This is a genomic window from Parabacteroides sp. 20_3, from assembly GCF_964238835.1.
GTDB classification, from domain to species: domain Bacteria; phylum Bacteroidota; class Bacteroidia; order Bacteroidales; family Tannerellaceae; genus Parabacteroides; species Parabacteroides distasonis.
In genome coordinates this window covers 166,442-180,778 of the sequence record NZ_CAXSNO010000004.1, presented here as the reverse complement: position 1 = coordinate 180,778, position 14,337 = coordinate 166,442, and the positions used below count along the sequence as shown (strand labels likewise).

General features: G+C 49.1%; 13 protein-coding genes and 2 pseudogenes. All 15 read right to left on the bottom strand.

The features are described 5' to 3' along the window. The 15 genes and pseudogenes from traN to ACESPU_RS09815 all read right to left on the bottom strand — a co-directional run bounded on the left by traN (position 1) and on the right by ACESPU_RS09815 (position 14,334). Positions 1 to 984 (bottom strand): conjugative transposon protein TraN, encoded by a 984-nt coding sequence (gene traN, locus ACESPU_RS09885; RefSeq protein WP_008777836.1) that lies wholly within the window; start codon positions 982 to 984, stop codon positions 1 to 3. Between the two features lie 23 nt (positions 985 to 1,007). After that, complete coding sequence (gene traM, locus ACESPU_RS09880) at positions 1,008 to 2,276, bottom strand: conjugative transposon protein TraM (RefSeq protein ID WP_008777835.1); 1,269 nt, start codon at positions 2,274 to 2,276, stop codon at positions 1,008 to 1,010. Further along, complete coding sequence (locus ACESPU_RS09875; protein WP_005644331.1) at positions 2,269 to 2,574, bottom strand: TraL conjugative transposon family protein; 306 nt, start codon at positions 2,572 to 2,574, stop codon at positions 2,269 to 2,271. The genes traM and ACESPU_RS09875 overlap by 8 nt, the downstream gene beginning before the upstream one ends. Before the next feature lie 12 nt (positions 2,575 to 2,586). Beyond that, positions 2,587 to 3,210, bottom strand: a complete 624-nt coding sequence (gene traK / locus ACESPU_RS09870; protein WP_008777834.1) for a conjugative transposon protein TraK — start codon at positions 3,208 to 3,210, stop codon at positions 2,587 to 2,589. Between the two features lie 23 nt (positions 3,211 to 3,233). After that, entirely contained in the window at positions 3,234 to 4,238 is a 1,005-nt protein-coding gene (traJ, locus tag ACESPU_RS09865; protein ID WP_008777833.1) for a conjugative transposon protein TraJ, read from the bottom strand. A 19-nt stretch (positions 4,239 to 4,257) separates the two neighbouring features. Next, a complete protein-coding gene (locus tag ACESPU_RS09860) occupies positions 4,258 to 4,887 on the bottom strand; it encodes a DUF4141 domain-containing protein (protein WP_008777832.1) in 630 nt (209 codons plus the stop codon). Between the two features lie 39 nt (positions 4,888 to 4,926). Continuing rightward, entirely contained in the window at positions 4,927 to 5,952 is a 1,026-nt protein-coding gene (locus ACESPU_RS09855; RefSeq protein WP_034530145.1) for a hypothetical protein, read from the bottom strand. A gap of 23 nt (positions 5,953 to 5,975) precedes the next feature. Then, positions 5,976 to 6,584: a TraG family conjugative transposon ATPase gene (locus tag ACESPU_RS09850; protein WP_034530143.1), complete on the bottom strand. Its 609-nt coding sequence runs from the start codon at positions 6,582 to 6,584 to the stop codon at positions 5,976 to 5,978. Positions 6,585 to 6,586: 2 nt separating this feature from the next. Next, on the bottom strand, positions 6,587 to 8,242 hold the full coding sequence (gene ltrA, locus ACESPU_RS09845; protein ID WP_008777829.1) for a group II intron reverse transcriptase/maturase: 1,656 nt from the start codon (positions 8,240 to 8,242) through the stop codon (positions 6,587 to 6,589). A 630-nt stretch (positions 8,243 to 8,872) separates the two neighbouring features. Then, a pseudogene (locus tag ACESPU_RS09840) lies at positions 8,873 to 10,897 on the bottom strand (TraG family conjugative transposon ATPase); the annotation flags it as partial. Beyond that, a complete protein-coding gene (locus ACESPU_RS09835) occupies positions 10,894 to 11,226 on the bottom strand; it encodes a DUF4133 domain-containing protein (protein ID WP_008777826.1) in 333 nt (110 codons plus the stop codon). The pseudogene ACESPU_RS09840 and the gene ACESPU_RS09835, both read right to left, overlap by 4 nt. 1 nt (position 11,227) lies before the next feature. Continuing rightward, positions 11,228 to 11,449, bottom strand: coding sequence for a DUF4134 family protein (locus ACESPU_RS09830; protein ID WP_050776220.1), 222 nt, complete (start codon positions 11,447 to 11,449; stop codon positions 11,228 to 11,230). Next, the gene (gene ltrA / locus ACESPU_RS09825) at positions 11,446 to 13,113 is read right to left on the bottom strand and encodes a group II intron reverse transcriptase/maturase (RefSeq protein ID WP_008777825.1); all 1,668 of its coding nucleotides are present in this window, start codon (positions 13,111 to 13,113) and stop codon (positions 11,446 to 11,448) included. Before ltrA (ACESPU_RS09825) ends, ACESPU_RS09830 begins: the two co-directional genes overlap by 4 nt. Positions 13,114 to 13,743: 630 nt before the next feature. Then, positions 13,744 to 13,938, bottom strand: a pseudogene (locus tag ACESPU_RS09820) (DUF4134 family protein); the annotation flags it as partial. A gap of 198 nt (positions 13,939 to 14,136) precedes the next feature. Continuing rightward, the gene (locus ACESPU_RS09815) at positions 14,137 to 14,334 is read right to left on the bottom strand and encodes a hypothetical protein (protein WP_117616063.1); all 198 of its coding nucleotides are present in this window, start codon (positions 14,332 to 14,334) and stop codon (positions 14,137 to 14,139) included. Positions 14,335 to 14,337 lie beyond the last annotated feature (3 nt).

Below are 14,337 nucleotides of genomic sequence, written 5' to 3'. Positions count from 1 at the left end.
CTACTTTACTTTAAGTCCGTTTATAACTCTGGCTCTCACGATATCTTCACTTTCCACGGTGAAGGTCTGGTGCCTTCCACCGCTTTTCTCATGCATTTCCACCACCAGCACCTTGTCCGAGGGAATGGTGAATTTGTCCAGGACGAAGACGGTGCGCCCGTCCTTTTTCCCTGCGACAGTTGTTACATAGTCGTAAGCACGCAAAGGAAATATCACCTGTTCCTGGATGGCGGTACGTTTCATCACCTTCTTGTCCACAATCTTGAATGTCACGAAATCCACTTCATAAGGTACGTTGGACCGGTTCCTGATTTGTGTATGAAAGTACAGCAGCCCGTTATGGGTGTAAAGACCGCGCAGCAGGTACTGGATGCCGAACGCCTTGCTCCCGATATGCTTGATGTGCCTTTTGTTGTTCTTGTGGACGGACTTCGAGATGAGATATACCAGTTTCGGAGACTCGCTGCCGAGTTCCTTCAGGTAAATGTCAAGGGCGTTGTTGGGACGGTTCACTTCGCTTCCGTCATGGATGAAATCCTTCATCTCGATGTTCAGCAACAACGGTTCTTCCGCATACTTTACATTGAATGTATAGAAACTTCCGCTTTCGGTTATCACGGACATGTTGGTCTCCTCACGGAAATTCTTTACGGTAGCCTTTACACGAATGACATTTTCCGCACCGTCCGCCTTGCCTGCAATGAGGTTCAGCGATCCGAGGTCCACATAACGCACCGAAGACGGGAAGATGATATGCGTGGTCTTGTCGTAAGTCACTTCCAGACCGTACGGCGGTATCATCCGGTCGAAAGTGAGTTTTCGGGTCAGCCCGTGATAGAGGTCCCCGTCTTCCTCTTTTTGGGGATACACTTCCTTGACCGGTGTGATTCCTTTGTTTACTACCGCTGCGCTGTCGGTTTCAGTCTGGGCAAAGGCGCCCATGGTGCCCCATGCAAGGGCAAGCATTACAAATAACTTTTTCATGTTGATTGAATTTTAATGGGTTGTCATTGATTGTCATTCTGATAAAGCATCAGGGTGTAACCGGATTTGAGATGCACCTTCTCTTCACGCATCTTCCGGGAGATGTACTGTGAAACACCCTGTATGGCACCCTTCCCGAGTTCGGAAAGTAGCTGGTCGCCTGCCGACTGGTTGGTGATGGAGATGCTCGTGCCGAGATTCTGCCCCAGATTGGCGGCAACCTCCTTGACAGCGTTTGCTTCCATGGATCCCGGAATGAAGATGCCTTCCTGTCCGTCATTGTCATACACGGCAAGTTTCACGGGGATGATGGTACCGCCATATTCCACCTGAAGGATGTTGACGTGAAGCCTTTCTCCCTGTATGCGCCCTTCTCCGATGAGCAAGGAGTTTTTGGGAAGGACATGCTTTCCTACACGCATCGCTTCCAGCAGTCTCATCCTCACACCCTGACCGCTGATTACAGTCTGGTTCCCGTGGATGCAGGCACATATGGTATTCCTCACGTCTTTTTCATTCCTGTGACCAATCGGGGTATGGAATCTTTCCGCCAATGTCCTTCCCGTTAATGACACGGAATCCCGGACCGGTTGCGGCAACGATGAAACCACGGGAGTGGAGACCAGCCCGACGGGAACGGCCTTCATGTTTCCATCCCGTCCGGCTTCTTCATCCTCCGGGCGGCTGTCCATCCTTTTGCCGCCATTACCCGGCATGTATTTGGCTGCGAGCTCGTAGGACTTTTCCAAAAGTGCCACCTGTTCCTCATAACCCGGCTGTGCATTCTGTGCGGCAACCGTCTGCTTCAGTTGTTCCACCTCGGCTTTCAAGGCCTCCTTTTCCGGGTCTTCCTGCGGTGACTCGTAAAAGTTGCCGAGAGTCCTGTTGATGTCATTGTAGGTGGAGACGGATGAAGAGCGGGCTTCATTCCTACTGTCACTTGCACGTGGACTGCCATCCTTGGTATCCGCATCCGATGACAATGCCACGACAGCTCCGGAGTTTTCATCCGCAACACCTGAGAAGTCTCCCAGTGTACGCATTTTTTCCGCCTGTTTGCGCTTTATGTCAGCCTGCTCGTAGGCGGCAATCTTGTCTTCCTCTATGTCGGCTCCTCTCGGGTCAGGCAGTTCGGTGTTGAAGCCCGCATTTTTCTCCTCCTTTTGTTTGTCCTCTTCGGACGGTGCGAAAATGAACCACATCGCACCGAGGAAGAGAAGGAACATCCCGGCAAAAACCAGGTATTTCCTGATTTCCAGCCTCTGTTTTAATTTATTAATATCATTACTCATTTTCTTTCTGATTGAATCGGTTAAAAAACTCTTCCATCTCCTGCACCCTTTTATCCGGGAGTGTATCGGCAGGAACGATATCCGGAATGTCCAACGGGGCTATCTCAATGATGTCCCGCTGTACATCTTCCCGCCCGATGTCATAGATGGCGCGGAAAATCAGATAGAAATTTCCGAGAGCAAACAGGACAGCCAGCACGATGACTGTCAACATTCTCTTTTCCGGAGAAAGCCCGGCACACAAACCCCGAAGCTTTTCTGCAACGGTTTCCTTGATTCTTACAAACATTTGTTTCATACATTCAAAATTTTAACGGTCATACACTTTGATATCCCTGTTCTCCACCACACGGAAGGCTTCAAGGATGAAACCGTGCGGATTATTGTCGCTGCGGGTGGAGTTCAGCAGCCTGCCACGTGTGACAAGGCTGCGTTCGGTCACACTCTTCTCCCTGATAATGGAGAGTTTCGCATAGGTCACGACCTCATACGGATAGGTATTGAAATCGCACCTGACACTGTCAATCCCAATCCGCTGGCTCATGTTTCCCGAAATGATCCGGTTGTAATATCCCTGCTCTGCCAAATCCACATAATGGGCATAGGCAGAACGGTCACTGAGGAACATGGCCCGTTGGATATTACCCTCAATCGCACTCTTGTCAGGGGATAACGTAAAGAACAGTTCATGGAACCTCCTGACATGCTCCCTTGCCTCCACCGGACGGTTCTGCTCCAAGTCCTGTGAAAGGGCCAGCATCAACGACTTTCCTTCATCCAGAACATAGATCTTCTCCCGTTGCGCTTCCGCAAAAGTGTAAGCCTTCCATACGGAAAAAAACACAAGTAGCGTGCATACACACAGATAGACAATCCCGAACAGACGCAGCTGTCGGAAGCTGGTCTCGATATTCTTCAATGATTTGAATTCCATTCTGTAAATGTTTTATACTGTTATTATTTGATAAGCCTTCCGGCAATGTTTCCCACCGCTGCTCCTGCCGTACCAGCCACCAGGGAACCGGCCTGGGATGCCCTTTGGTTCACATTCTTGAGGTAGTTGCCTGCACCGCCTCCGGCCTGCACAATCCAGTTTGATACGGTCGGTATGGTGAAATACCCGATGATGCCGATAATGAGGAAAGTGATGTAAACCGCGTTTGAACTGTCGGGGATGAAATCCGGATCGGAAAGCCGCTCGATATCCCTCTGTAGCATCAGCACCTGGATTCTCGCCAGCACACTGCTGAACAGGTCGCTGACAGGAAGCCAAAGGTAGATGCTGATATAGCGGACGAACCACTGGCTGAGAGAAGCTTGGAAACCGTCCCAGCAGGAGATGGCGAAAGAAACCGGACCGAGTATCGAAAGGACTATCAGGAAGAATGTCCTCAGCGTGTCGATGACCAGCGCCGCCGCATTGAACAGAAGTTCCAGCAGTTCCCGGAAGAAATTCTGTACGGCCCTTTTCATGTTGTACATCGCGCGGTCCACATACATCCCGCAGGCTTCTATAGCGTCAAACGCACCCAGCTCGTCCAGCCTGTTGTCAAAAGTCTCCTTGTCGACCAGATAGGCTGTCTCGGGATTCCGTTTCATCGCCTCAATCTCCAGCTTGTCCTTCTGTGCCCGGTACTCGTTCATGTCAAAGGTCTGCGACTCCAATATGGTATGGGTCCCTTTCACGACGGGCGAGAGGATGCTGTTCAGCGTACCCAGAACGAGTGTCGGAAAGAACATGATACAAAGCCCCAAAGCGAACGGACGCAAAAGCGGAAAGACATCCACAGGCTCGGCACGTGCCAGAGCCTGCCATACACGATACGCCACATAGAAAAGCGCTCCCAGACCGGCAAGGCCTCTTGCCACACCGGTCATCTTTGAGCAGAGCGGCATCATTTCCACATACAGATTCTGTAAAATCTGATGCAGGTTGTCAAAATCTATAGCCAACAATAACATAATGAAAGCGGATTAGGAATTACCAATAACGTTCGTTCGGTGAGCCGTAGAGTGCCATCACGCGGTCTAGGTCGTTCTGTTTCTTGGCGCGCAGGTAGGACACCCCGATGTTCTTGTTGGTGTAATACTGTACCAGACTGCGGTTTTGCAACATGTCGTTGTAGCAGCGGTCGATGATATCCATCCTTTCCTTGTCGTTCATGGAAAGCCCGTTCTCGTTGACCACCGTCTTCAAATCGTTCAGCAAATGGGCACTTTCTTCCAGCAGTTTGGTGTATCCCAAAGCAATCGCGCTCAGTTCTTCCGGCGTAAAATACGGGTCGCTGAGCATACGCTCGAAGCTGGTGACATAGATGTCCGTGATATCGCCCACCATCAGGATGGTCTGCTGGACTTTGCGGGCATCACGGACAAGGTTCTTGACCTTGCGAAGCCCGTCGTAATACTCCTTGCCCTGCTGGTAGATTTTCACGGTTTCCTGAAAACTATTCGCCATATTGGTGGCAGTGGAGGATGTGTGAACGATGTTCTTGGCAGCATTGATGATTCCCTGCGCCAGATTGCCCGGGTCGCTCACTACCCATTGGGCTTTCGCTGTGAGGCTGACAAGGAAGCAGCCCATGCACAGCATAAGAATTTTCTTTTTCATGATGTTTCTATTTTTAATTGTGAATAATTCTGTTAAAAGTCAGATTCCCATTTTCCGCCCTTTGGACGGCGGGTTCCGGAGGATGGTCCGTTGCGCCTGTCTCGGTCGGTTCTCTATTCCGGAATTCTCCCTCTTGCGTCTGATGGAGGCGAAGAGTTCGTCTGCATACGGCCTGCGTCCGGTCATTCTGACGAAACGGGCATCCAGCTCCCGGTAGGCTTTCTCTGCCTGACACGAGCGTTCCGTCGCGGAAACGTTCTTGTCTATGCCGTACTTGGCGAGAAAATCAGGACTGATTTGCAGGATGTCGTGAACCACATCCGGTGAGGCCGCAATCCGTCCCAAAATCTCCAGTTCTCCATCCAGTCTTTCCAAATAGAAATCCGGCAGACGGACATCCTTGATGCTTTCCGCAGCCTTTTCCGCATTCCTGCACAGACGGCTTTCCAATATCACCCCCTCATCATATGCTGGTTCCGGCCCGGAACGGTTCAGCCTGTCAAGCCTGTCATAATCATCCGCAAGCCCGTACCTGAGTGCCACATACCGTGAAGGTGGCATAAGATGCACGGCCAGGTTGCAGAGTTCCCACATGTCGCTCTCTTTCCGATGGAAGTCCAGAATCCGGACAGATGACCGCACTTCTTGCGGTGACGGACGTTCCTGCTTGCTTTCCGGATTTTCCTTCGAGTAAACATCCTGCATGAATGTGTACATGGCAAGCATTCGGTGGACAGGGACGGCTTCTTCAGGTCTGATATCCATAAGCCGGGAACCGTTCTTCTCCATGAAATAAGTATCTTTCAATGCCTCCATCAGTTCCGACCTGTCCGTTTCCGCCGTTTTTTCCGGTGTCGGGAACAGGTACGAGGCTGACAACAGGCAGGAGACTTGGGTAATCACATCCTCCGACTTCCTGTACCGCCTGACCAGTTCCGACAGCTTCCGGTACTCCTTTTTCCGGACAAGTACCCTTGTCTGTTTCATCACTTCCGTCAACTCCTTGAGGCGCGGCTCGTCCAGATAGCGGCGCTGCTGTTCTTTTATCCATTCTTTCATTTCCATGATTCGTGATTGTTTTTCGGTTTTCATGTGATTCCAATCCCTTTCACCTGGCTTCGCTTGCTATCGGCCAACTGCCTGATGGCAAGCTCTATATTGCCTCCGAGTTTCTCCGTAAGCCGCATCAGCTCAAGTTTTTCGGTCTCTTCTGTGGTGTAGCAGACGTACTCCTCAAGTGAAACCTCCGTAGCATAGACTGCTGACTGTGAGCCTCCGAGACCAATCCACACTTCCTTGTACTTTCGGGAAGGATTGTTTGCCATGTTGATGGAAAGTATCTGCGCCCGCTCCTTGTCGGTCAGACCGAGCAAGGTCTGGATCTCATCGAACTTGTTCATATACTTGCGCTGGTCAAGGAGAATCTTACAGTCACTATTATTAATGATGGTGCCCTTGACAATCGGAGAAGAAATGATGTCCTCTACTTCCTGGGTCACGACCACGGCCTCGCCGAAAAACTTTCGGACGGTCTTGAAAAGGTAGCGGATATAGTTGCTCATATTGGCGGATGCCAATGCCTTGCCGGGTAGGTCAGGGGCATTACTGCCCCTTTCCCCCCTCAGAACCGTACGTGAAAGTTTCCAATCATACGGCTCAAGCGGTGTTAAATTTCTATTCAATAGAAACCAGCTCATAGTTACATCTTTTTAGTTTGAATGACTTTTCTTCTACAACTGTCATGCAGCAGGAAATTTACTTTCTTGCCGTTGACTATTTGTTGGGAAGTTCCCCAAGGATGTTTCTTGTCTATGGGTTTACCACATACGGGACATAAATGGTTCTGTCTTTCCCACATGTACAGCAACGATTTTCTACCGTTGAGTGACTGTAGCATCTTGTAAGTCTTGCGCTTTTCAAAATACTCTGTCCATTCGGGGTCAAAGGGATTTGCTTCACCTTTTACCTTGACATATCGGGTAATCTTTGTGTCATACAGCCTTTTCAATGCAATCCTGTCATCAGTCTTGCCTTTCTTGAAGTTTGCCACGAAGCACCAGTTACGGTTTTTTACCCGTGTGAAGTATCGGTCGGCAATCCAATATTTGCCTTTCTTGGGGTGTCGTCTCTTGGCCCATTGCCATAACTTTTCAAATATCAGGTAGTCAGCTTTTCTGAATGTGTCAGAAGCCACACAATTCTTATAGTAGTTTACCCAGCCTGTTATCACAGGATTCAAGAGCCTTATAAGTGATTCCTGCTTGCTTCCTTTATTGGAATCAATGATTCCCCGGATTTTCTGCATGAATTTCTTCAGGCTCTTTTTGGATGGTTTAATTAGAAGTACTCCTTTGTATTTTCGGATATTGTACCCAAGAAAGTCAAATCCGTCATCAATGTGTGTAATCTTTGTTTTCTCTTCCGACAGGGTTAATCCCCTTTCTTTGAGAAAGTCCACTACTAACGGTTTGATTTCTTCCAAAGCTTCCTTGCTTCTACCCGTGATGATAAAATCATCCGCATAGCGTACAAGATGTACTTTGGGATAGTAGATCGTTTTCCTGTTTACAAATTTCTTGTGATACTTCTCTGCAAGCATAGTTTGCAGTCCGTCCAGTGTTATATTCGCAAGAGTTGGTGAAATGATACCGCCCTGTGGAGTACCCTCTTCCGTGGGGAATAGCTCCTTGTTGAAGACGAAACCGCATTTGAGCCATTTCCGCAGCATCACTTTATCCATAGGGATATTGTTCAGTAGCCATTCATGGCTGATGTGGTCGAAACAACCTTTGATGTCACCCTCCATAATCCATTCGGGAGAAGCTTTCTTTGCAAGGACACAAAAACATTGTTCCCTTGCATCTCCAGTACTTCTCTCTTTACGGAAACCGTAGGAATTACTGTCCGCAGTTGTTTCCGATACTGGTTCCAGCGCAAGCAGATACAAAGCCTGCATTGCCCTGTCTTTCATCGTTGGAATACCTAAAGGGCGTAACTTACCATTGCTCTTTTTGATATTGACCCTCTTTAATGGCTGGGGTTTGTAGCCTCCTCTTTTCAGTTCGCCGATTGCCTTGAATCTGGCTTTGGGAGTTGACCATTTTACCTTGTCAACGCCTGCGGTGTCACTGCCTCTGTTTGATGTAACACGTTTTACGGCTAAAGCCTTAGCGTAAAACGAGTGCGTTAGCACCCACTGCAAAGCTTTTACTCTGCCGTGTTTGCCAGCCTTTTGAGCTTTTACAATACGCGCTTGTAGCTTATTAACCGCCATTTCACACTTGTTCCAGTCTATGCTTTCCCAAGTGTTCCATTTCCGGTCAGTAGATGCACACGATGTTTGAATTTCGTTCATTTGCTTTTCTCCTTTCATAAGTTCCATAAGTTTCTTGTAAAACAACCACCATGCGGAAGTCTGCCCACTTTCGTGTGAGGTGATGTTTCAACCTCTATCCGTCCCGTTACAGGATGGCGTTCGCTTTTTCCACATTCCTCTGCCCGCACTCCATTCGGCTTCACTTACGGTCTGCTTACCTGCTGTTACACAGGAGAAGTACGGGTTTACCATGTTTCTTGTATATGACAAATGAATGGGTTAGAATCCGTCTATCCGCCGACAGTCTTTATATCCGTGTAATTCCATGCTGGAGGGAATTATCTGACTGCGTCCCTTTTGGGTTAGAGCCCAGTATCATTGGCGGCTCATTCGAAGTTACGACGTTTATCAACGGTTCACATTACATTATTCATACCATTCAGCCTAGCTCCCATGCCATTCGATACTAACGGCAGTTGTCATCCCCTCGCGGTTCAGACTTCTCCTTTAGGAAGGGCTACGTTGTTGGTTCTGTTGACGCACGAGTTCATTACTTAATGTCGCACGTTCCCATAGGCTACTGTTGACGGAACAACAGGTTTAATCATTCTATTTCCAACTCGTGGAATTGAACGTCAAACAATCATATACAAAACTTACATGTCACAGCCAGCACTCTTCGATAAGGATTATTTTCCGGATACCTTTCAACTTGCGCATCTTGCTGATAAAAGTCTCCATGATGATGATGGTGACAATCGGAAGTAGCACCTTGTTGTCACGGATATTGTCCAGCTCGAAGACAATAAACCGTTTGCCAAGCAAATCAAGCTGTCTGTCGGAATTCAACAGGAAGTCATACTCGCCACCCTTGTAATAAGGTTCCAGCACATTCAGGAATCCCCACACGTCAAAATCCTTCTCACGGGTTCGCTTCTCTTTCAGGATATCCTGATACTCGTCACGGATAAACTCATAGAAGGTATCGAAGGAGGGTTTTATGCTGCTGTCCCTGCGGATTTTCTCCAGAAAAAGATTGACCGCATTAGATAGTGCCACCTCCTCGGCACGTGTCGGCGGCTCGTCGTCACGCTTCCACAGGGTAAGGATAAGCGTCTTGATGGACTCTTTCTTCTCGATGTCGAAAATTCCGTCTTCCACATAGAAAGGATTGAAGGCGATGGGATTATCCTCCTCGTAGGTGAAATAAATCCCGTCCTCGCCGTGTGTCCTCGCGTGGATCAGGTTGCACAGCCCCTGGTAGGAGTTGCCCGTATCCACCAATAGCACGTGTGTCCCTTGCTCGTAATATTGCCTCACCATATGGTTGGTAAAGAAGGACTTGCCCGAGCCGGACGGGCCGAGGATAAATTTGTTCCTGTTCGTGATGGTGCCGTTCTTCATCGGCAGGTCGGAAATGTCCAGATGGACCGGCTTTCCGGTCAGGCGGTCCACCATACGGATGCCGAACGGAGAGAGCGAATCCTTATAGGAGGTTTCCCCGATGAACAGGCATAGGGCCTGCTCAATAAAGGTGTGGAAACTCTCCTCGGACGGGAAATCTCCGGCATTGCCGGGTATTGCCGCCCAGAACAGAGTCGGCACATCCACCGTGTTGTGACGCGGTTTCGCTTCCATCAACGCCAGCTGGCTACCTACATCGTTCTTGATGCGCTTCAACTTTTCCCGGTCATCGCTCCAGGCCATGACATTGCAGTGTGCGCGGATGGAGGTCAGCCCCTTGCTGTGCGCCTCGTTCAGGTACTCTTCAATCCATTCGCGGTTGATCTGGTTGGAACGGCTGTAACGGGAAAGCGAATGCATGTTCCGTGCAGTCTGCTCGAATTTCCTGAGAATTTCCGCCGAATCATCAATGAAGAGGTACTGGTTCACCACATGGTTGCAGGTAAGCAGAATGCCTATCGGTGCGGCAAAGGACAGCCGACAGTCGCTCCGGTCTGTCGAGAGCCTTTCATACCGGCAGTCGGTTGACACGTTCGACGGCAGGTCTTCCGGATCGGAAAGCGTATGAAGGCACAGGTAGTTGTCGCCCACCTTCATTTCCCCGGCACCGAGTGACAGATCCTGCAAGCAGGTAGCATCTTCCTGCGACATGGAAAAATACTTCTCGATGATGCCGGCGGAATTTTTGCTCCCGATGATTTCCTCATCCGTCAGGCGGATGATACGTAGCAGGCCGCTGTCGTTCACGATGCGTTCGAATTGTCCGCAACACTCCATGAACCGGGTGACGGTTTCCTTGTCCTGCATTTCCTTGGGGATAATGAATCCCCTTGTAAGTGCATTGAAACTGCTGGTTGTCCGGCTGTGCTCCTTCGTGGTTTTCGTAAGGAACAGGTAACAGGTATGCTGCAAATACGGCCGCTCGTTGAAATGGCGTTCGAAACTGCGGCTCAGAAAGCTCAGGTCTTCCTTGCAAATATCCGGTTTATATCCCTCTTCGATGAAGAAGTCCTGCTTGTGTACGATGCTGTAGTTCGGCAAGACCTTTACCGCTTTTGCCCAGGTGGAGTGCATGGACTCGTACTCGGCACGTGTCAGCGTGAACAGTTCCGGCAGTTCCACCCGGTATGCTACGGTGATGTCCGCATCCTTGCTGATGATGCAGCCGTTCTCCACGGCCAACAGTGGGAACTTGCTTTCCAGCGTGGCTGTTTTCATTACGTTTTTCATGCTTTTCTGTTTTTAATGGTTGGAGAAAACAACCGGAGGAACTTTCTCCGGCTGATGATGTAGCGGGGATGGCTGCGCAGCGCATGGAGTTTCATAAGGCCCCATTCACCGTATTTCGAATTCATCCTGAAAGTGACCCAGACCAGCACCGATGCGGAAACGACCCCGAAACCGATGCAGACCCACTGGTCGATACCTGCCATGTACATGACGACGAAGATTACGAACAACGCGAGCAATCCTCCCGCAAAGATGAACAGGTACTGGCTCTTGAGTCCCTTGAACTCCGGGCTGCGCCCAATCCCCTTGTTGACATTGAATTCCGCCATATTACAGGAAGAATGAGCGTAAGATGGTGGCGGCGACAATCAGGAAGATACACGCACCGAACCAGCTGGCGGCAGTCTTTGAGGTATCCGGGTCGCCTGACGAGTCGAGTAGGTCAGCCCCATTGCTGGGGCTTTCCCCTCTAAGAACCGTACGTGATACTTTCGCATCATACGGCTCAAGCAACACACGTAAATGATGTTGATATTCATTCAAGTGTCTCATTTCCTACCAATTTTTAGTTTAGACATTTTTGTTTTGCAAGATGTATGGACAAGTTTGTAATCCTTTTTGCCCCCGATGATACTTTCGGTTATGCTCCAAGGTCTCTCCCTGTCTATACGTTCACCACAGAAAGGGCATGTTCTGTTCTGCCTTGTCCAAATCCTCACGAGGCTTTCTCTGCCCTTGAGCGTTTGCTTCATACGATAGGTCTCACGCCATTCGTAGTAGGATTTATCGGCAGGGTCATAGGGATTTGCGTAGTGTCTGACCTTGGCGAACTTTTCATGATGAATGTCAGGAAGATATGCTAATGTGATTTGACGCATCTTCGAGCGTTCCTCCATATCTGCCATAAAACGCCATTTCCGTCCGTTTACGGTCTTGAAATACTTATCCTTAATCCAACCCTTACTCTTGTTTGAATGTCTGCGTCTTGCCCATTGCCATAGTTTTCGATGAATTTCCCAATCCACCCGATGAAATGTCTCTGCGGACGTACCATATTTATAGTAGTTGCCCCAGCCCGTTATAATCGGGTTCAACATTTTGATGAGTGAATGCTGTTTGGCAGTCTTGTTGCTTTCTATCACCTTGCGGATTTTGTCGCAGAAGCGTTTCTTGGCATCGCTTGACGGCTGTGTGAGCAGTGTGTTGTTGGGGAACTTGCGGATATTGAAACCGAGGAAGTCAAAACCCTCACTGATATGTGTGATTTTCGTCTTTTCTTCCGACAGTGTCAATCCACGCTCCGCCATGAAATTGCGCACAAGTGGCAGGATGACCGTTTCAATGGTCTCTCTGTCCTTTGCCGTTACGATGAAGTCGTCTGCATAGCGTATCAGATGTATTTTGGGAACGATTTTCTTGTAGTTCACCTGATATTTTCTGACACAATTTTCCAAAAGCGATTGTAAGCCGTCAAGAACCATGTTTGCGAGGGTCGGTGAAATGATGCCTCCTTGTGGCGTACCCTCTTCCGTGGGGAAAAGTTCACCATTGAATACGAACCCGCATTTGAGCCATTTTCGCAGTATCTCCTTGTCCGTTGGGACATTATTGAGAAGCCACTCGTGGCTGATGTGGTCGAAGCAGCCTTTGATGTCTCCCTCGAGTATCCATTCGGGCGCACACGTCCGAGAGAGCAGGATGAAGCATTGCTCTATGGCATCATGAGTGCATCTGTGCTTGCGGAAACCGTATGAGTGGGTGTCACCCGTGGTCTCTGCAATCGGGTCGAGTGCCATGAGATAGAGAGCCTGCATAGCCCTGTCTTTCATTGTCGGTATGCCCAAGGGGCGTAGTTTGCCGTTTTTCTTCTCGATGTTCACCCTGCGTAGTGGTTGCGGTTGGTAACCACGGCGTTTGAGTGAACCGATGGCTTTGGCTTTCGCAAGCGGTGATGACCATACAGCCTTGTCAACGCCTGCGGTGTCTTTACCTTTGTTGGTAGTAACTCGCTTTACAGCCAATGCCTTGGCGTAGAACGAGTGGGTAAGCGTCCATTGCAAGGCTTTCACCTTGTTATGTCTGCCTTCCCTCTGAGCCTTTACAATACGTGCTTGCAGCTTTTGAACATACATCTCCGCCCGTGTCCAGTCGATTTCCGACCAGAGTGTGTGGAGGTTTCTGTTTTCAGGCGCACACAATTCTTTCGTCTTGTTCATTTGCATTCCTTGCTTTAAAAGTTCTGTAAACTATTTTGTAAAGTGTTACCATACAGAAGTCTGCCCACTTTCGTGTCGGATGATGTCGCCCTTGCCACACGTGACCGAGGCTCAATCCGTATCCGTTCCATTACAGAACGGCATTCGCTTTTTCCGCTTTCCTATACCCGCACCCCATGTAGGCTCACCTTACGGTTTGCTTACCCATTAAGATGGGAGAGATACGGGCTTACCGTGTTTTACATAAGTGACAAATAAGCGGGTTAGGTCCTGTCTATTCCACCGGCAGTGCTTCATGTCCGTGTGTCCCCAAAATTCAAGGGAACAGCCGACTGCTTACCTTTTTGGTTCGAGCCTGTCAATACCTTTGGCTCGTTGTACTTTACGATGTTTATCGGACAGTTCACTTTCGTTGACCATACCGCTAAGCCAAGCTCCTCGTGCTGAATGGTATTATCAGCCGTTGACCTCCCCTCGCGGTTCAGTCTCCTCCTTTCGGAAAGGCTACCTTGTCGGGACAGCTTCGTACAAAGGAATTACTCCCTATGCACGTGTCCGTAGGCTACTCCAGACGGAACTGGAGGTGTAATCAGAATGTTACACAATCACTTACGCAACTTCACGTCGCACGAACTTGGAATAGACCTTCACGCCTCCGATAAGGCCGATAACGGCACCGATGGCGTAAATCAGCTTGGTGCCGGGATCGAAATACGAAGTGACCATATTGGTAGCTTCCGTAATTCCACCGATACCGTTGCCCTGGGCAAATGCCCCCATTGAAACCAGCAGCGTCATGGCTGCCAAAAAGAATCTTTTTTTCATGTGTCGAAACTTTTAATTAGTGAGACAAAAAATGATTTCGACTGCGAATATATAGTGCTTAATTTATTGATTTACAAACTGTACGATATGTGACACCGTATGACATCACGTTACATCGGCAGGGAATTTTCAACCATTCAAAAAGGGTTTTCCCGGCAATATGAAACAGTAAAAACAGGATAAGGAGAAAGCGGCATTTCATTTCTTCCGGCAAAGGTAGCCCCGTGTCCTGAGAAGCCCGGCAAGGCGGCCCTGCGGGCTGGTTGCCGTGAAATAATCATCCTCGCTGCGCTTGCGGTATTTTTTCACGGCAAGCCTTGCGGGATTCCGGACCGGGGCGGAAAAGCCTTCAGGAAATAAAATACCGTTCGGTTTGAATGGATATATGTAAAACAAAAA